16 protein-coding genes are annotated in these 16,712 nt (G+C 71.3%); 8 read left to right on the top strand and 8 right to left on the bottom strand.

Going from position 1 to position 16,712, the window contains the following annotated elements; all coding sequences use genetic code 11:
* The first annotated feature begins 25 nt into the window (after nucleotides 1-25).
* The 4 genes from BAY60_RS04250 (at nucleotide 26) to purQ (ending at nucleotide 3,168) form a co-directional block, all read left to right on the top strand.
* Nucleotides 26-1,360 (top strand): MFS transporter, encoded by a 1,335-nt coding sequence (locus tag BAY60_RS04250; RefSeq protein WP_112279488.1) that lies wholly within the window; start codon nucleotides 26-28, stop codon nucleotides 1,358-1,360.
* 74 nt (nucleotides 1,361-1,434) lie between these two features.
* Nucleotides 1,435-2,058, top strand: a complete 624-nt coding sequence (locus BAY60_RS04245; RefSeq protein ID WP_112279487.1) for a hypothetical protein — start codon at nucleotides 1,435-1,437, stop codon at nucleotides 2,056-2,058.
* Between the two features lie 184 nt (nucleotides 2,059-2,242).
* Nucleotides 2,243-2,482, top strand: a complete 240-nt coding sequence (purS, locus tag BAY60_RS04240; RefSeq protein ID WP_112279486.1) for a phosphoribosylformylglycinamidine synthase subunit PurS — start codon at nucleotides 2,243-2,245, stop codon at nucleotides 2,480-2,482.
* Nucleotides 2,479-3,168, top strand: coding sequence for a phosphoribosylformylglycinamidine synthase subunit PurQ (gene purQ / locus BAY60_RS04235; protein ID WP_112279485.1), 690 nt, complete (start codon nucleotides 2,479-2,481; stop codon nucleotides 3,166-3,168). Before purS ends, purQ begins: the two co-directional genes overlap by 4 nt.
* On the opposite strand, the gene BAY60_RS04230 is transcribed toward purQ, so the two are convergent.
* Nucleotides 3,169-4,914: an ABC transporter ATP-binding protein gene (locus tag BAY60_RS04230; RefSeq protein ID WP_112279484.1), complete on the bottom strand. Its 1,746-nt coding sequence runs from the start codon at nucleotides 4,912-4,914 to the stop codon at nucleotides 3,169-3,171.
* Entirely contained in the window at nucleotides 4,905-6,479 is a 1,575-nt protein-coding gene (locus BAY60_RS04225; RefSeq protein ID WP_112279483.1) for an ABC transporter ATP-binding protein, read from the bottom strand. Before BAY60_RS04225 ends, BAY60_RS04230 begins: the two co-directional genes overlap by 10 nt.
* A 125-nt stretch (nucleotides 6,480-6,604) precedes the next feature.
* On the opposite strand from BAY60_RS04225, the gene purL reads away from it, so the two are divergent.
* A complete protein-coding gene (gene purL, locus BAY60_RS04220) occupies nucleotides 6,605-8,908 on the top strand; it encodes a phosphoribosylformylglycinamidine synthase subunit PurL (RefSeq protein WP_112280701.1) in 2,304 nt (767 codons plus the stop codon).
* A gap of 104 nt (nucleotides 8,909-9,012) precedes the next feature.
* On the opposite strand, the gene BAY60_RS04215 is transcribed toward purL, so the two are convergent.
* Together BAY60_RS04215 and BAY60_RS04210 are read right to left on the bottom strand one after the other, a co-directional pair.
* The gene (locus BAY60_RS04215; protein WP_112279482.1) at nucleotides 9,013-10,083 is read right to left on the bottom strand and encodes a pentapeptide repeat-containing protein; all 1,071 of its coding nucleotides are present in this window, start codon (nucleotides 10,081-10,083) and stop codon (nucleotides 9,013-9,015) included.
* A 26-nt stretch (nucleotides 10,084-10,109) separates the two neighbouring features.
* Complete coding sequence (locus tag BAY60_RS04210) at nucleotides 10,110-10,628, bottom strand: GNAT family N-acetyltransferase (protein ID WP_425466442.1); 519 nt, start codon at nucleotides 10,626-10,628, stop codon at nucleotides 10,110-10,112.
* A 13-nt stretch (nucleotides 10,629-10,641) separates the two neighbouring features.
* Between BAY60_RS04210 and BAY60_RS04205 the strand changes: the two genes are divergently transcribed.
* Nucleotides 10,642-11,226 carry a helix-turn-helix domain-containing protein gene (locus BAY60_RS04205; RefSeq protein ID WP_112279480.1) on the top strand — a complete coding sequence of 195 codons (585 nt, stop codon included), beginning with the start codon at nucleotides 10,642-10,644 and terminating at the stop codon, nucleotides 11,224-11,226.
* On the opposite strand, the gene BAY60_RS04200 is transcribed toward BAY60_RS04205, so the two are convergent.
* The 4 genes from BAY60_RS04200 to BAY60_RS04185 form a co-directional block, all read right to left on the bottom strand.
* Nucleotides 11,213-12,223, bottom strand: a complete 1,011-nt coding sequence (locus tag BAY60_RS04200) for a hypothetical protein (RefSeq protein WP_112279479.1) — start codon at nucleotides 12,221-12,223, stop codon at nucleotides 11,213-11,215. The two genes, BAY60_RS04205 and BAY60_RS04200, sit on opposite strands and share 14 nt — an antisense overlap.
* Nucleotides 12,224-12,416: 193 nt before the next feature.
* Nucleotides 12,417-13,298, bottom strand: a complete 882-nt coding sequence (locus BAY60_RS04195) for a lysozyme (protein ID WP_112279478.1) — start codon at nucleotides 13,296-13,298, stop codon at nucleotides 12,417-12,419.
* A 196-nt stretch (nucleotides 13,299-13,494) separates the two neighbouring features.
* Nucleotides 13,495-14,322: a lysozyme gene (locus tag BAY60_RS04190; protein ID WP_112279477.1), complete on the bottom strand. Its 828-nt coding sequence runs from the start codon at nucleotides 14,320-14,322 to the stop codon at nucleotides 13,495-13,497.
* Between the two features lie 83 nt (nucleotides 14,323-14,405).
* Complete coding sequence (locus BAY60_RS04185; RefSeq protein ID WP_112279476.1) at nucleotides 14,406-15,017, bottom strand: type VII secretion system-associated protein; 612 nt, start codon at nucleotides 15,015-15,017, stop codon at nucleotides 14,406-14,408.
* Between the two features lie 61 nt (nucleotides 15,018-15,078).
* Here BAY60_RS04185 and BAY60_RS04180 point away from each other — a divergent pair, with 61 nt between their 5' ends.
* Together BAY60_RS04180 and BAY60_RS04175 are read left to right on the top strand one after the other, a co-directional pair.
* Nucleotides 15,079-15,459: a sterol carrier family protein gene (locus BAY60_RS04180; protein WP_112279475.1), complete on the top strand. Its 381-nt coding sequence runs from the start codon at nucleotides 15,079-15,081 to the stop codon at nucleotides 15,457-15,459.
* 189 nt (nucleotides 15,460-15,648) lie between these two features.
* Nucleotides 15,649-16,527 carry a helix-turn-helix domain-containing protein gene (locus tag BAY60_RS04175; RefSeq protein ID WP_112280700.1) on the top strand — a complete coding sequence of 293 codons (879 nt, stop codon included), beginning with the start codon at nucleotides 15,649-15,651 and terminating at the stop codon, nucleotides 16,525-16,527.
* Nucleotides 16,528-16,712: the final 185 nt, after the last annotated feature.

Raw genomic sequence — 16,712 nt, 5'->3', positions numbered from 1 at the left:
TCGGACGAGACAACGGAGTCGTACTTTGGAACCGGACACTTCCCGCGCGACGATCCGGAAGATCACGCTGCGGCTGCTCCCGCTGCTGGCTCTGCTCTACGTCATCGCCTACATCGACCGGTCCAACGTGGGCTTCGCGAAGCTGACCCTGCAGGAGGAACTCGGCCTCTCGGCCACGGTCTTCACCGCGGGCCAGGTCTTCTTCTTCGTCGCCTACGCGCTGCTCGAGGTGCCGAGCAACCTGGCGCTGCACCGGTTCGGCGCCCACCGCTGGATCGCCAGAATCATGGTCACGTGGGGTCTGGTCACCGTGGCCACCGCGCTGGTCGAGACGACCTGGCAGTTCTATCTCGCGCGGTTCCTGCTCGGCGCGGCCGAGGCCGGCTTCTTCCCCGGCGTCATCTACTACCTGACGCGCTGGTTCCCCTCCACCCATCGCGGCGCGGCGATCGGCATGTTCATGCTCGCGGGGCCCATCTCGTTCATCGTCGGCAACCCGCTGATGGGCGCGCTCAACGACCTGCACGGCGTGTGGGGCCTCGAGGGCTGGCAGTGGATCTTCATCGCGACCGGTGTGCCCGCCGTCCTCGTCGCGCCCGTCGTGCTGTGGCTGCTGCCGAAGGACCCGGCGTCGGCCTCGTGGCTGACCGCGGCCGAGCGGCAGTGGCTCACCACGCGGCTCGACGCCGAGGCCGCCGAGGCAGGCGAGCAGCCGCGCAACCCGTGGACGGTGCTGCGCGACCGCAGGGTGCTCTCGCTCGCGCTGTTCTTCCTGTGCTTCCCGCTCGCCACGTACGGCCTGGCGTTCTGGCTGCCGACCATCGTGGACGGCTTCGGTGAACTGTCCGGGCTCGCGGTCGGCGCGCTGTCGGCGGTCCCGTACGTGTGCGTGATGGCGGGCCTGCTCGTCGTGCCCCGGCTGGCGAAGCGGCACGGCAGTCCCTTCGGCTGGCTCGCGCTCATGCTCGGCCTCTCGGCGGCGGGCTTCGCCGTCGCGGCCGTGGCCGGCTCACCGTGGCTGCAGATGATCGGCATCTGCGTCGCCTCGGTCGGCGGGTTCGCGGCGCAGCCGGTGATGTGGGGGCTGGTGCCCAGGTTCCTCACCGGCGCCGCGGCCGCGGCCGGGATCGGCGTGATCAACGGCATCGGCAACCTCGGCGGCGGCTTCGGCCCGATGGGCATCGCCGCGGTGGTGGACAGCACCGGGTCGGCGCTGACGGGCCTGGTGTTCCTCATCGTCGTGTCCGTGCTCGGCGTGTTCGGCGCCTTCGGCCTGCGCCGCGTGCTGACGAGGGGCGGCGCGGCCGACGCGGACGGCCCCGATGGCGCGGACGCCACCGAACCCCTCGCAACCCGGTAGGCCACGTGCTATGAACGACCCGGCACCGGCGCACGCCGCCGGTGCCGGTCGTCAGCACAGGTGGGGGGAGCCCGATGAGCCAGCCGAACCCGGGTTGGTACCCGCAGCAGCAGCCGTACCAGCAGGCTCCCTACGGGCAGCAGCCGTACGGCCCGCCGCCCGGCTATCCGCAGGGTGGCTACGGAGCACCGCCGCCCGGATACGGGCCGTTCGGGCCCCCTCGGCAGGCGAGCCCGGTGATGGCTTTCGTCTCGGCCGCGTTCTTCCTGCCCGCGATCGCGTTCACCTACATCGTGGCGATCATGACCTGGGACGGCATCACCCCGGACAACGTCGACGCCGCCGTGTCGGTGCTGGGCGTGGCGTTCTCCGACGACCTGACCGGCAACGTCGACTTCGCGATCACGCTGAGCATGATCTACCCCTCGGTGACCTTGCTGTTCGTCGCGCTGGAGTTCGCCCGCGTCGGCTTCGTGCGCTGGGTCCTGGCCGCGCTCGCCGGCATCGCCGTGGGCTACTACGTCTACGCGATCATCGACCTGGCCTCTACCGACGGTGGCGGCGACTACGTCGGCCTGCCGATCCTCGCGCTGTTGTTGTGGCTCGTCCCGCTGGTCATCGCGGTCCTGCCGATCACGGGCCGGGCCATGCGCAGGCGAGTCGGCGCCCCGCCCATGGCGCAGGGTCACTGGTACTGAGCAGCGTTGGGCCAATCCGGCGAATCGGCCTTTCCGGCGCAACGCGCGGGAATAGTTGCACGTCCTACGGATGTATAGAGCTGGTGAAGTGTGGCTCACAGGGGCCGAGGGGTGTCGGGGGCCTCTCGGCCCCTGAGCTACGCTGAATGGGCATCGACCTGCGGAAATCTAGGAGCAGCCTGTCGTGGCCCGAGTAGTCGTCGACGTCATGCCCAAACCCGAGATCCTCGACCCCCAGGGTCAGGCGGTCGCCGGCGCACTCCCGCGCCTCGGCTTCCACGGCGTCACCGAGGTGCGCCAGGGTAAACACTTCGAGCTGGAGGTCGACGACTCCGTCGACGACGAGACGCTCGCCAAGATCGCCGAGGGCTTCCTCGCCAACCCGGTGATCGAGGACTGGACGGTGCGGAGGGTCGAGCAGTGAGCCCCCGCATCGGCGTCATCACCTTCCCCGGCACCCTCGACGACGTCGACGCCGCGCGCGCCGTGTCGTACTCCGACGCCGAGCCCGTGTCGCTCTGGCACGCCGACGCCGACCTCAAGGGCGTCGACGCCGTCATCGTGCCCGGCGGCTTCTCCTACGGCGACTACCTGCGCTGCGGCGCCATCGCCCGGTTCGCGCCCGTGATGGGCTCGGTGGTGGAGGCCGCCCGCGGGGGCCTTCCGGTGCTGGGCATCTGCAACGGCTTCCAGATCCTGTGCGAGGCGGGCCTGCTGCCCGGCGCGCTCGTGCGCAACGAGAAGCTGCACTTCGTCTGCCGCGACCAGTGGCTGCGCGTCGAGAACAACACCACCGCGTGGAGCACCCGCTACGACGCGGGCGCCGAGGTGCTGATCCCGCTCAAGTCCGGCGAGGGCGGCTACGTCGCCGACCAGGCCACCCTCGACGCGCTCGAGGGCGAGGGTCGTGTCGTGTTCCGCTACGTGGGCGGCAACCCGAACGGCTCCCGCAACGACATCGCGGGCATCTGCAGCGCCGACGGCCGCGTCGTGGGGCTGATGCCGCACCCGGAGCACGCCATCGACGCGCTCACCGGCCCCTCCGACGACGGCCTCGGCGTGTTCTACTCCGCGCTCGACGCGCTCAAGCCGCTGGCCACCGCGGGCTGACTACCCCGCGGACCCGGCTTCCGCCGCGCGCACCAGCCTGGCGTACGAGCCGTGCCTGGCCAGCAGCTCGGCGTGGCTGCCCAGCTCGGTGATTCGCCCGTCCTCCACCACCGCGACGCGGTCGGCCGCCGCCGCGGTGTGCAGGCGGTGGGCGATGGCGATCACCGTCCGGCCGGACAGCACCCGCGCCAGCGTGCGCTCCAGCTGCCGCGCCGACGAGACGTCCAGCAGTGACGTCGCCTCGTCCAGCACCAGCGTGTGCGGGTCGGCGAGCACCACCCTGGCCAGCGCCAGCTGCTGCGCCATCGCCGCGGGCACCTGGTGTGCGCCGCTGCCCAGCCGGGTGTCCAGGCCCTCGGGCAGGGTCCCGGCCCAGGCCCGCGCCCCGGCCGCCTCCAGCGCGGCCAGCAGTTCCCCGTCGGTCCAGCTGCCCTCACCCGGCAGCGTCAGGTTCTCCCGCAGGGTGCCCGTGAACACGTGCTGCTCCTGGGTGAGCAGCAGCACCTCGCCACGCAGCACGTCATCCGGCAGGCCGGACACCTCCGCGCCGCCGATGGTCACCGAGCCGTGCGTGGGCGCCGCGATGCCCGCCAGTAACCTGCCCAGCGTCGACTTGCCCGCGCCCGACGGTCCGACCACGGCCAGCCGCTGGCCACGGGGCACGCGCAGGTCGATGCCGTGCAGCACCTCCCTGCCCTGGTCGTAGGCGAAGCGCACGTCGCGCAGCACGATGTCCCTGCCGCGCGGCGGCCGCCCGGTCTTCGGAGAGGGCGGCAGCCGGACGCCCAGCACCCGCCGCACGGCTGTGCCGGACACCGCGAGGTCCTCCACCCACCACAGCAGCTCGTCCAGCGGGGCCGCCAGCGCCTGCAGGTAGAGCACAATCGTGGTGATCGTGCCCAGCTCGACGAGGCCCCGCCCGTAGGCCCAGCCGCCGAGCAGCAGCGCCGCGGCCACCGGCAGCGCGTGGGACAGCTCCAGGAACGGCACCCAGCGCAGTTGCAGCCTGCGCAGTGCGCGTTCCCCGGCGACCGCGTCCCGCAGCGCTGACTCGCCCCTGTGGATGCGCCGCCCGGTCAGCCCCAGCGCCTCGGCGGTGCGGGCGCCCTCGATGGTCTCGTGGGTGCCGGACTGCACGCCCGACCATGCGGACAGCATCCGCTCGATCGCCGACGGCGAACGCCGCCAGTACCACCGCGTGGGCAGCAGGAGCACCGGCACCGCCACCAGCAACCCGAGCGCGAGCAGCGGCGACGTCACGATCATCGCCGCCACCGTGAGCAGCACGGTGATGGCCGCGATCGTGATCTCCGGAGCCGCGTTGCGGGTGGCGTTGTCGATGCGGTCGATGTCCGACGTGGCCCTGCTGAGCAGGTCACCGGTGCCCGCGGCCTCCACCGTGCCCAGCGGCAGGCGCAGCGCGTCGGCGACGAAGCCCTCGCGCGTGCGGGCCAGCACCCGCTCGCCGAGCACGCCGGCACGCACCCGTGCGGCCCGTTTGAGCACGGCCTGGATGAGCAGCACCGCGACGAACGCGAGCGCGAGCACGTCGATGCCGAGCGTGCCGGTGCCCGCGGTGACCTCGTCCACCAGGTAGCCGAGCAGCTGCGGCCCGGCAAGCCCGGCGAGCGTGGCCGCCCCGAACAACACGATCACCCGCAGGAAGTCGCGGCGGTTCTCACGCCAGGTCAGCCGCGCCCACGCGCGGGCCTGTCCCCTGGTCGCCAGTGGCAGTCTCAGCTGCACGGGGTCACCACCTCGTCCGCGACCGCCGCCCACAGCGGGCTCTGGCTGAACACGACGGTCGTCCTTCCGCGCCGCAGGGCCGCGACGCGCTCGCCGATGCGGGCCTCGGTGTGCGCGTCCACCGCGGACGTCGGCTCGTCGAGAATGAGCACGTCGGCGTCGGTGGCCAGCGCCCTGGCCAGGCAGAGGCGCTGTCGCTGGCCGCCGGAGACCTCCCTGCCGCGCTCGCCGACCAGCTCGTCCACCCCGCCGGGCAGCGCCGCGACGATGTCCCCGGCGTCGGCGGCCCACAACGCCGTGCCGACGTCCACCGTGCTCGGCCGGTCGGGCGCCACCTCGGCACCGAGCACGCCGGAGAACCAGACGTCCTGGTTGTGCGCGTACACGACCCGCGTGCGCAACTCGGCCAGCGCGACCCGGTCCACGGGCACGCCCGACAGCAGCACCGGGTGGCTGCCGTCGGCGAACCTGGCGAGCCGCGCGGCCAGCGCCTCGGCGCCGGATCCCGCGTCCACCACGGTGAGCTTGCCGGCCACGGCGGTGAACCCGGTCTCGGCGTCGTGCGGCTCCAGCGGACCGGCGGGCAGCGCCAGCGGTGACTCCGGCTCGGCCAGCACCGGGCGCAGGTTCAGCACCCGGCTCACCTTCCTGGCCGACGCCAGCGCCGCGGACCACAGGCCGGCGCTTTCGGTGGCCGTGCTCACCGGGATCACCAGGAACGCCGACGCACCGTAGAAGGCCACGAGCTCACCCACGCTGATGGCGCCCGAGGCGGCCAGCCGCGCGCCGAGCCACGTGATGGCGATCGTGACCAGGCCCGGCAGCAGGACCTCGGCACCGGCCAGCCACGACTCGCTGCGGGCCACGTCCACGCCGGTGCGCCGCACCCGCTGGCTCGCGGCCCGGAACCGCGCGAGGAACTGCCGCTCGCCACCGACCCCGCGGAGCACGCGCAGGCCCGACACGATGTCGGAGCCCAGTGCGTTGACCGCGGACAGTTGCTCGCGCTGGGCCTCGTTCCTGCGCTGCAGTGGTGCGATGAGGGGACCCATGGCCGCGGCGGCGAGCGGAACACCGGCCAGTGCCACCGCACCCAGCAGCGGTGACGACGACAGCAGCGCGATGCCGACCGTGAGGAACGCCACAACGGAGCCGGCGAGCCTGCCCAGTACCTCGTAGGCGTTGCCGACCGCGTCGATGTCCGACGACGTGATGGCCAGCACCTCGCCGGGGTCCGCCTGCTCGCGCAGTGCCGAGCCGAGCCGGGCCGTGTGCGCCGCGACCTGGCTCTGCGTCGCGGCCGCACCGTGCATCCACAGCCCGTGCGAGAGGAAGGTGAGCGCGCCGCCGAACGCGGCCTGCGCGATGCCGATCAGCCCGATCAGCGCGGCTGACCACAGCAGGGCGGCCGGGTCCGCGCCGGCGATCCCGGTGTCGATGGCCTCACCGGCCACCAACGGCAGGAGCGCGCCGGGCACCAGCCACAGCGCGCCGCACAGTGCGGTGGCCGCCAGCAGCCACGGCCGCCGCAGCAGCGTGGCGAGGAGGAAACGCGGCGGCGTCAACCGGCCGCGTGCGCCGAGTCAATCAGGGGCGAGAGTGCTGCGATGAGGCATGACAGCGAGCGTACGAGCCGCCTGACCAGCGGGGCGACCGATTTTCCCTCGTGCTCGCCACGTACCCTGGAGCCGTGGCCTCACCTGACGTCGACAGCCCCGTCATCGACACCACCGCCCGCGCCGGGCAGACCCCCGACCTTCCGCAGCCCTACCTCGAACTCGGGCTCGCCGACGACGAGTACCAGCGCATCCGCGACATCCTCGGCCGCAGGCCCACCGAGGCCGAACTGGCCATGTACTCGGTGATGTGGAGCGAGCACTGCTCGTACAAGTCGTCCAAGCGGCACCTCGCGTACTTCGGCAAGACCACCACGGCCGAGATGAAGGCGAAGATGCTCGCCGGTATCGGCGAGAACGCCGGTGTCGTGGACGTCGGTGACGGCTGGGCGGTGACGTTCAAGGTCGAAAGTCACAACCATCCGTCCTATGTGGAGCCCTATCAGGGTGCGGCGACCGGTGTCGGCGGCATCGTGCGGGACATTCTCGCGATGGGCGCGCGGCCGCTCGCCGTGGCCGACCCGCTGCGGTTCGGGCCCGCCGACGCGCCCGACACGCGCCGCGTGCTGCCCGGGGTGGTCGCCGGGATCGCCGGGTACGGCAACTGCCTCGGCCTGCCCAACATCGGCGGCGAGGTGGTGTTCGACGAGAGCTATGCGGGCAACCCGCTCGTCAACGCGCTGTGCGTCGGAGCGATGCGCAAGGAGGACCTGCACCTCGCGCACGCCTCGGGCACCGGAAACAAGATCATCCTGTTCGGTGCGCGGACCGGTCTCGACGGCATCGGCGGGGTGTCCGTGCTGGCGAGCGACACCTTCTCCGGCGACGAGACCAGTGGTGGCCGCAAGAAGCTGCCCAGCGTGCAGGTCGGTGACCCGTTCACCGAGAAGGTGCTCATCGAGTGCTGCCTGGAACTGTTCGACAAGCGGCTCGTGGTCGGCATCCAGGACCTCGGCGGCGCGGGCCTGTCGTGTGCCACGTCCGAGCTGGCCGCCGCGGGCGACGGCGGCATGCGGGTGGAGCTCGACCGGGTGCCGCTGCGGGCCTCGGGCATGACGCCTGCCGAGATCCTCTCCAGCGAGTCGCAGGAGCGGATGTGCGCGGTGGTCGCCCCGTCCGACGTGGACGAGTTCATGAAGGTCTGCGCCAAGTGGGACGTGATCGCCACCGAGATCGGCGAGGTCACCGACGGCGACCACCTCGTCATCACCTGGCACGGCGAGACCGTGGTGGACGTTCCGCCGCGCACGGTGGCGCACCAGGGCCCGGTGTACGACCGGCCGTTCGCCCGCCCCGCGGCCCAGGACGCGGTGCAGGCCGACACCCCGGATGCGCTGCCCCGTCCGTCCACTCCGGACGAGCTGCGGGACACCCTGCTGCGGCTGGTCTCCTCGCCGAACCTCGCGTCGAAGGAGTGGGTCACGCAGCAGTACGACCGCTACGTGCGCGGCAACACCGTGCTCGCGCAGCCGTCGGACTCCGGGGTGATCCGGATCGACGAGTCGACCGGGCGCGGTGTGGCGGTGGCCACCGACTGCAACAGCCGGTTCGTCTACCTCGACCCGTACCGGGGCACGCAGCTGGCGCTGGCCGAGGCCTACCGCAACGTCGCGACGAGCGGCGCCATGCCGCTGGCCGTCACCAACTGCCTGAACTTCGGCTCGCCCAAGGACCCCGGGGTGATGTGGCAGTTCGAGCGGGCCGTGCACGGCCTGGCCGACGGCTGCGCCGAGCTGGGCGTCCCGGTGACCGGCGGCAACGTCAGCTTCTACAACCAGACCGGCGACACCGCGATCCTGCCCACTCCCGTGGTGGGGGTGCTCGGCGTGCTCGACGACGTGCGGCGGCGCATCCCCACCGGCATCGGCGCCGAGGCGGGCGAGACGCTGCTGCTGCTCGGCGAGACGCGGGACGAGTTCGGCGGGTCCGCGTGGGCGCACGTCATCCACGGCCACCTCGGAGGCCTGCCGCCGGAGGTGGACCTGGCGCGTGAGCGACTGCTGGCGGAGATCCTCGTCGCCGGTTCGCGCGACGGCATGATCTCGGCGGCGCACGACCTCTCCGATGGTGGTCTCGCGCAGGCCCTCGTGGAGATGGCGCTGGTCGGTCAGTGCGGGGCGAGGGTTCTGCTCGACCCCGACGCCGACCCGTTCGTGCAGCTGTTCTCCGAGTCGGCAGGCCGGGTGCTGGTGGCGGTGCCGCGGACCGAGGAGCTGCGGTTCACCGAGATGTGCTCGGCGCGGGGACTGCCGTGGCGCAAGACCGGTGTGGTGGACCCGGACGCCAACGCGCTGGACATCCAGGACGTCGCCAGCTTCGGCCTCGAGGAACTGCACACCGCCTGGGAGGGCACCCTGCCCGCCCTGTTCGAGTCCTGACCCAGCGCCGTCCAAAGCTCCCCAATGCCACATTTGTTCCACTCAACGGAGCCAATGCGGCATTCGGTCCATCCAGTGGAGCGAATGCCGCATTGGGGAGCTTCTTACGACGCGGGGACGGTGAGCCGGGTGCGGCCGTCCGGGAGGTCCTCGGTGGTCCAGCCGTCCGGCAGCTCGGCGCCGCGGTCCGGGTCGATCAGCGTGTTGTACAGCGACACCGCCTGCGGCTCCCGGGCCCAGCGAAGGTCGGCGTAGCCGTCGAAGCGGGCGTTGCGCAGGTCGGCCGTGCTCGTGAACGCCGTCTCGCCGAGCAGCGCCTCGTCGGCGAACACGGCGCCGCGGAAGCTCGTCTCGCCCGCGAAGGTGGTGCCCGTGAAGTCGGCGCGCGAGCCGAACTCGGTGCCGCTGAACCACGCCCGGCCGTGAAACGTCGCACGCCTGCAGAGGAACTGGCCCGCGAGCCTGCCCTCGCCGGTGCTCGCCGCCGTGAACCAGGCTGGGCCGGTGAACTCGCAGTCGCTGAGGTTGGTGCTGCTGTGCAGCCGCGCGTAGCGCAGCAGCACCGTGCCGAGCCTGCGGCCGGACAGGTCCAGGTACTCCACCGCCGCACCGGTGAGGTCGAGGTCGTAGGCGGGCGCGCCGCTGCCGGCCTCGGGTAGCAGGTCGAGCAGGAGGCGCTGGGCCGTGAGCCGCACCTGGAGCTCCCGTTCGGCCGCCGCGTCCGGCTCACCTCCCGCCTCCTGCCAGCGCGGGTGGCTGAACGGCCTGCGCAGGTAGGCACAGAGCACGTCGAGCACGGTCTGCGTGTAGTCCGCCCTGGACCGCGCCAGGCCGGTGAGCGCGTGCAGCGCGCCCACCCGCACCTGGTCGGCGTCGTTGCCGAGCAGTTCGACGGAGCGGGCGAAGCGTTCGTCGGAGATGCGGTCGGTCTCCAGCTCGTGCCGCTGCCGCTCGATCTCCTGCCTGGCCTCCTCGACCCGGCGGCGCCGGTCGTTGAGCCACAGCGCGTAGAGGGCGACGAGAGCGCCCCCCGCGAGCCCTCCGGTCCGCAACGCGTCGCTGCGGCTGGTCCTGCTGTCGGTGAGCAGCCAGATGCTGATGGACAGCACCAGGACGAGGGCCCCGGCGATGGTGCCGAACAGCGGCGACCTCAACGCGATGCGAACGCGATTCATGTGCCCGGAATGTACGCGACGGATGATCACAGGCTGCGCTGGAGCAGCACCGTGTCGAGCCAGCGGCCGTGCTTGAAACCGACGCGGCGCAGCCGTCCGGCGTCGGTGAACCCACGCCGCCGGTGGAGCGCGGCCGACGCGGGATCGCCGGAGTCGGCGACCACGGCGATCACCTCACGGATGCCGAGTGCGGAGCACCTGCCGAGCAGGCCGTCGAGCAGCCTGCCGCCGAGCCCGCGGCCCAGCGCCGACGGGGCGAGATAGATCGAATCCTCCACGGTCTGCCGGTAGGCGGGCCGCGGCTTCCACGGCGAACAGTAGGCATACCCGGCGACGCGGCCCTCCTGCTCGGAGACCAGGAACGGCAGGCCCGCGCCGGTGATGCCGGCGAAGCGCCGCCGCCACTCCGCCTCGTCCGGCGGCTCCAGCTCGAACGTCGCGACGCTCGCGGTGACGTAGTGCGCGTAGATCCCTGTGATGGCGGACAGGTCGGCGACCACGGCCTCGCGCACCACCACCGGTTCCGCTATAGAGGAATTCGTCACTACTATAGTGTAGATGGATCTCGTCGCCCTCGGCCAGCGCGTGCAGCGGCTCCGCCGCGAGCGGGGCCTGACGTTGCAGGACCTCGCCGCGGAGTCCGCGGTGAGCGTCAGCATGCTCTCCGCCGTCGAGCGCGGCGACAAGGCGCCCACCGTCGTGGTGCTCGACCGGGTCGCGACCGGGCTCGGTGTCCCGCTCGCGACGCTGCTCGTGGAGCCGGAGGACGAGCGCGTGGTCGTGCGCAGGGCGGCCGAGCAGGACGTGGTGGACGAGCCGGGCGGCTGGCGGCGCACGATCCTCACCCCGGTCGTGCCGGGGGTGAACTTCGAGTGGATCCGCTCCACGCTGCCGCCCGGCTGTGTGCCCGGCGAGTACCCGGCCTACGCGCCCGGCTCCCACGAGTTCATCGCAGTCGAGTCGGGCACGCTCACCCTGACCGTGGACGGCGAGCGCGTCATCGTGCTGGGGGCGGGAGACTCGGTGTACCTCGCCGCCGACAGCACGCTCGCCTACGCCAACCACTCGGCCGAGCCGGTGACCTACCACGTCGCGGCCCTGATCATGCGCCCCCGCGCGGCGAGGGGGCTCAGCTCAGCGTGAAGGCCAGGACGCAGTAGCCGCTCTGGTCGGTGACCATCAGGTAGCCGGTCACCGGCTGCCCGCCGACCGTGCCCTCCACGACGGCGTTGCTCCCCGCGACCGTCCCGACCGACAGCTGCGCGGAGCCGCTGGTGGCCTGGGTGATCGTGCCGGAGACGTAGTCCACGGCGTTGGTGCAGACCATGCTGGTGGCCGTGGCGGAATCGCCACTGTTCAGTGCGCTGACGAACTCCTCGATGAACGCGCTCGCCTCACCGTCGGCCGCTCCCGGTGAGGGCACGGGCGAGGCGTCGGCGCTCGGGTACTCCGCTCCCGAGCCGGTGCCCGCGGCGGAGCCGATGCTCAGGTTCTGCCAGCACCACTTCTCGCCGCTCTTGGTGAGCTCGGCCGTCGTGTCCATCGACTGGCCGCCGGCGACGACGGTCGCCTGCGCGGTGGCCGTCGAACCGGACTCCTGGACCTTGCCGAGCTGCGCGCTGTCCACCGTGCCTGCCAGCTGGATGACCTCGTCGACGTCCGGGTCGGCGTCCGCGCACTTCAGCGCGCTGAGCGCCGAGCTGTCCTGGTTGTTGAAACCGTCGACGATCTGTTGCGCGAGCGCGGCGGCACCCGAATCGCCGCTGCCGGAGCCGCCTGCGTTGCCGCCGCTGTCCTCGTCGTCGCCGAGCAGGAAGCCCGGCGCGAGGAACGCGGTGATCAGGAAGACGATCACGACGACGGCGCCCGCGGACAGCCCGATCCACAGCCCGGTCTTGTTCCTGCCGGGCGGAGCGCCGAACCCACCGCCGCCCTGCGGGTAGCCGTACTGCTGGTACTGGCCACCCTGCTGCGGGAACTGCCCCGGCTGCGGATACGCGCCCTGCTGGGGGTACGCCCCCTGCTGCGGGAACTGGCCGGACTGCGGATACGCGCCCTGGTGGGAGTAGCCGCCCTGCCCGTACTGGCCTTGCTGACCGTAGGGCTGACCCGGCTGCCCAGGCTGGGGTGGATAGGTCATGGCGGAACCTTCCCTCGTCACGGCGCTCCCCGTCGCGGCGCGCTCGGTGTGATGAGACGCGCCGGTGGAAGGTGTGGTTCCCCCAGAGCCCACATCGTGAGCCGCATTGTGCCTGGTGGTCGGCGCGGCCGCACGCGAGGGCTGCCGTCCGGTGGCGATCCGGACGGCAGCCGCACGCGGGCGCGAGCGCGGCTCAGCCGGTGGCGAGCACCTTCAGCCGGTCGTAGGCGCCGTTGAAGGAGTTCTGGTCGATCGGGCTGGAGGTGTACTGCCAGAACGTGTGGAAGTTCCAGCCGTTGGGCAGGGTGCCCACGGAGGACGAGTACCGCGCGACCCACAGCGGGACGGTGCTGCCGAAGCTCTGCGCGGTGCCCACGCACTGGTTCCACCAGCTCGTCGAGGTGTAGATGACGGGCCAGCGGCCGGTGCGGTTGTGGTAGGTGTCGTGGAAGTCGCGGATCCACGCGGCCATCGCCGACTTGCTCTTGCCGTAGCAGGTGGCGCCGTAGGGGTTGTACTCCATGTCCAGCGCGCCGGGCAGGGTCTTGCCGTCGCGGGACCAGCCGCCGCCGTTGTCCACGAAGAAGTTCGCCTGCGCCGCGCCGGACGACCGGTCAGGCAGTGCGAAGTGGTATGCACCACGGATCATGCCGACGTTGTAGGAGCCGTTGTACTGCTGCGCGAAGTACGGGTTCTCGTAGCCGGTGCCCTCGGTGGCCTTGACGTAGGCGAACCGCTTGCCCTGGCCCCACCAGTGGTTCCAGTCGACGTTCTTCTGCCAGCCGCTGACGTCGATGCCCGGCACCGTCGCCTGTGCCTGAACGCCGTCGGCGTTCACGCCCTGCGGCTGCAACGCCCGCGCCTTCGTGGCCGGTGTGGAGTGATCGCCTTCGTGCCTGGCGATCTGAGAACCCATGGGGTGATCGTGCTTCGCGACGTAGTCGTCGACCGGCATGCCGTCGACGTTCGCAGGGGCCGCGACGACCGGGGCCGGTGCGCCGAGCAGGAGCGCGCCGACCGAACCGGCGACGGCGGCGGTGACCAACCGCCGCCACATTCTTCGTCCGGTGGACATGGGAGTTTTCCCTTCGCTATTCAGAAATTGCCCTCGCTTCGAGCGGCGGATGCAGGTAGCCGCTCGGGCGTTGATTGTTATCGCAGCGGACGAGATTTGTCACTAGTTGGCGTGAAATATCCGCTACAAGTGGGTGATTCACAGCTGAACAGCGCGCCACAATCGACAGTGAAAACCACTTCCGTGGCGTGGATCCTCACTCCTTCGCCAGCCGGGTCAGCTGGTGGATGTCGCCGTTGAAGTAGTTCTGGTCGCCGGGCAACGAGCCGGAGTCGGCGAACTGCCAGATGGTCTGGGTGGGCCAGCCCGCGGGCAGCGTGCCCACCTGCTTGGCGTAGCGCGCCAGCCAGAGCGGGTTGGTCCGGCCGAACACGTCGCTGTTGCCGGTGCAGGTCTCCCACCAGCTCGTGCTGGTGTAGATGGTGGGCGCGCGTCCGGTCCTGGCCTTGTAGGCGTCGGAGAAGTCCTTGATCCAGGCGACCATCTCGGCCGGGCTCTTGCCGTAGCAGGTGTCGCCGTAGGGGTTGTACTCCATGTCCAGCGCGCCGGGCAGCGTGCGGCCGTCGGCGCTCCAGCCGCCGCCGTTGGCCACGAAGTAGGCGGCCTGCTTCGCTCCGGACGAGACGTCGGGCCGGGCGAAGTGGTAGGCGCCGCGGACCAGGCCCGCTTCGTAGGAGCCGTTGTACTGCTGGGTGAAGTCGTCGCTCGTGTAGCCGGTGCCCTCGGTGGCCTTGACGTAGACGAACTTCGCCCCCGCCTTGGCGGTCTTCGGCCAGTCGACGGCGCCCTGCCAGCCGCTCACGTCGTGACCGAGCACCTGCTTGCTCGCGAGGTAGCCGTCGGGTGCCGGCCTGCCGTGCACCCCCTCGTGCAGGGCGATCTGCGACCCGGCGTGCCGGTCGGCCGCTCCCCGGTAGTCGGGTGTGGCGGCCGCGGGCGGGCTGGTACAGACCAGCGCGCCCGCAGCGGCCACCGCGGCAGCCAGACAGGTGTACGGGTGAGGACGGTTCCCAGCAACTCCCATGGGGGCACCATGCCTCCATGGAGCGGTATTCGCGAACCAGATGTCACCCGGACGAGTAATTTTGTCACCGCATCCGGCGTGTGCTAGCTCTCGTCGGCCAGCGCCTGCTCCAGATGCTCGGCCGGCACCACGGCCGTCACGACGTCGTGCGGGTTGATCGCCAGTGCGTGCCCGGCGAGCAGTTCGACGATGTCCCTGCCGAGCACGGCCCGCGCGTGGGGCCACTCGGCGGGCACCAGCGACTTGCTCGTGTACGCGGGCACCAGCACCCGGCCGTCGGTGTTGTGGAAGCCGATCACCGTCCGCTGCACGGGCGACATCGCGTAGACGAACAGCGTCGAGTTCAGGATGACGGGCGGCAGGTCCTCCGCGGGGCGGTGCCGCGTCCGGACGAGCTGCAGCAGCCGCTCGAGATCGTTCGTGGGTTCGGGGAACCCCAGCGCCTTCGGGGAGGGACGGTACCGGTCGTTGGGATGGAAGTCCTCGACGACCTCGCCGTCGGCGTTGACGGGGTAGGCACCCACCACCGCCCAGGACGGCACGCGGCCGTTGGGGTCGAAGGCCTCGTCGATCACATAGAGCCAGCTGTTCGGGTTGGCCCTGGCGTTCGCCCGCATCTCGCGGGTGATCTTGGGTGTCCTGCTGACCGTGGGCTCGTCGGGTACCAGCCGGTCCGCTTCATCCCGCTGTGCCATGTCCTGTTTCCCCGCGTTCGGTGCCGTGCTGTTCGTTCGGTGCTCACTCTACTGTTGGCGCATGCCCGCATCGCGTTCCGCCGACCCCGCCGAGTTGCGTGCCGCCGTCGAGCGGGTTTCCGCCTGGCTGACCGGAAGCGCCCCCGATCCCGCCAGGGCCGACCTGGCCGCCGCGGTGCGGCTGAGCCTGCGCACGCTGGCCGCGACCGCCCCCGGCCGCAGCGTCGAGGTGCGCGTGCCGCCGTTCGCCGCCGTGCAGTGCGTCGAGGGCCCCCGCCACACCCGTGGCACGCCGCCGAACGTCGTCGAGACCGACCCCCGCACCTGGCTCGAACTCGCCACCGGGCGTCTACAGTGGACCGACGCGGTGGCCGAGGGCAGGGTGAGCGCGTCCGGAACGCGGGCAGACGTCTCCCGCTGGCTGCCGATCGTGCGGCTCTGACGAGCCGGGCCTTGGACGACGTCTGTGTGCCGGCCTCGGTGCTGGCGTAGAGTAGGGGGCTGTGCCCGGGGCGTGCACGCCGGTCTCTTGACTGCTCAGGATGCCGGTGTACTTTCGGTGACCAGGCGGTTCCCTCGGGTACGATGGCACATCTTCGACGAGTCGTGACGAGAGGTGTGGATCCGGACCATGGCTGCGGTGGACGGCACGGTCGGGGAGCAGTCGACAGGCCCCACCGCGCGCCGGATGATCCTCGGCTCGCAGCTTCGCCGGCTCCGCGAACGCGCGGGCATCACCCGTGCTGACGCCGGCTACCACATCCGCGCTTCGGAGTCCAAGATCAGCAGGCTGGAGCTCGGCCGGGTCGGTTTCAAGGAGCGCGACGTCAGCGACCTGCTGACCCTCTACGGCGTGGGGGACCCGTCCGAGCGCGACGTGTTCCTCCAGATGGCGAAGGACTCGAACCAGCCGGGCTGGTGGCAGAAGTTCAACGACTACATGCCCAAGTGGTTCGACGACTACGTCGGGCTGGAGGAGGCGGCGGTCCGCATCCAGACCTACGAGCTGCAGTTCGTGCCGGGTCTGCTGCAGACCGAGGACTACGCGCGGGCCATCGTCACGCACGGGCTGCCCGAGTCGGCGAGCGAGGCCGCCGAGGGCAGGGTCGCGCTGCGCATGCGCAGGCAGAAGCTGCTCCAGCGGCCCGACGCGCCGCGGCTGTGGGCGGTCATCGACGAGTCGGTGCTCTACCGGCCGATCGGCGGCAGGGACGTCCACCGCGCGCAGCTCGACCAGTTGCTGGAGCTGACGACGCTGCCGCACATCTCGCTGCAGGTCGTGCCGTACGCCCGCAGCGGCTACGCCGCCGAGGGCGCGTTCACGCTGCTCCGGTTCTCCGAGCCCGAGCTGCCCAACATCGCCTACATCGAGCACATCGCGGGCGGCATCTACCTCGACCGGCCGGACGAGATCGAGCTGATCGGCCGTTCGCTCGACCGGCTCGCCGTCGACGCCGAGACGCCCGACCGCTCCCGGCAGATGCTCTCCAAGGTCCGCGCCGAGATGTGACCGGCGGGCCGGACCGGCCCCCTCCCTGCTCCTCTCCGCCGCATTGCGCCTGTTCACCGACTTGGTGACCATTCGGTGAACTTGTATCTGCACGTGCATTCACACCTGCACTGGCACGTGCTACGGTGGGTGCACAATCGAATGCACGTGCAGATGCATCCTCCAATGGTGTAAGTCGGGAAGGT

Origin of the sequence: Prauserella muralis (genome assembly GCF_003202285.1) — a bacterium.
In the GTDB taxonomy this organism is placed as follows: Bacteria; Actinomycetota; Actinomycetes; order Mycobacteriales; family Pseudonocardiaceae; genus Prauserella_B; species Prauserella_B muralis.
The sequence above is the reverse complement of the archived record's forward strand: the minus strand, read 5'-3'. Positions and strand labels throughout refer to the sequence as shown.

Bases quoted from the DNA above. Each gene is read 5' to 3' on its own strand.
- BAY60_RS04245 (WP_112279487.1), top strand. From the start codon at position 1,435: ATGAGCCAGCCGAACCCGGGTTGGTACCCGCAGCAGCAGCCGTACCAG.
- BAY60_RS04175 (WP_112280700.1), top strand. From the start codon at position 15,649: ATGGCTGCGGTGGACGGCACGGTCGGGGAGCAGTCGACAGGCCCCACC.
- BAY60_RS04185 (WP_112279476.1), bottom strand. From the start codon at position 15,017: ATGGCACAGCGGGATGAAGCGGACCGGCTGGTACCCGACGAGCCCACG.
- BAY60_RS04215 (WP_112279482.1), bottom strand. From the start codon at position 10,083: ATGAATCGCGTTCGCATCGCGTTGAGGTCGCCGCTGTTCGGCACCATC.
- BAY60_RS04195 (WP_112279478.1), bottom strand. From the start codon at position 13,298: ATGTCCACCGGACGAAGAATGTGGCGGCGGTTGGTCACCGCCGCCGTC.
- BAY60_RS04200 (WP_112279479.1), bottom strand. From the start codon at position 12,223: ATGACCTATCCACCCCAGCCTGGGCAGCCGGGTCAGCCCTACGGTCAG.
- BAY60_RS04205 (WP_112279480.1), top strand. From the start codon at position 10,642: ATGGATCTCGTCGCCCTCGGCCAGCGCGTGCAGCGGCTCCGCCGCGAG.
- BAY60_RS04190 (WP_112279477.1), bottom strand. From the start codon at position 14,322: ATGGGAGTTGCTGGGAACCGTCCTCACCCGTACACCTGTCTGGCTGCC.
- BAY60_RS04180 (WP_112279475.1), top strand. From the start codon at position 15,079: ATGCCCGCATCGCGTTCCGCCGACCCCGCCGAGTTGCGTGCCGCCGTC.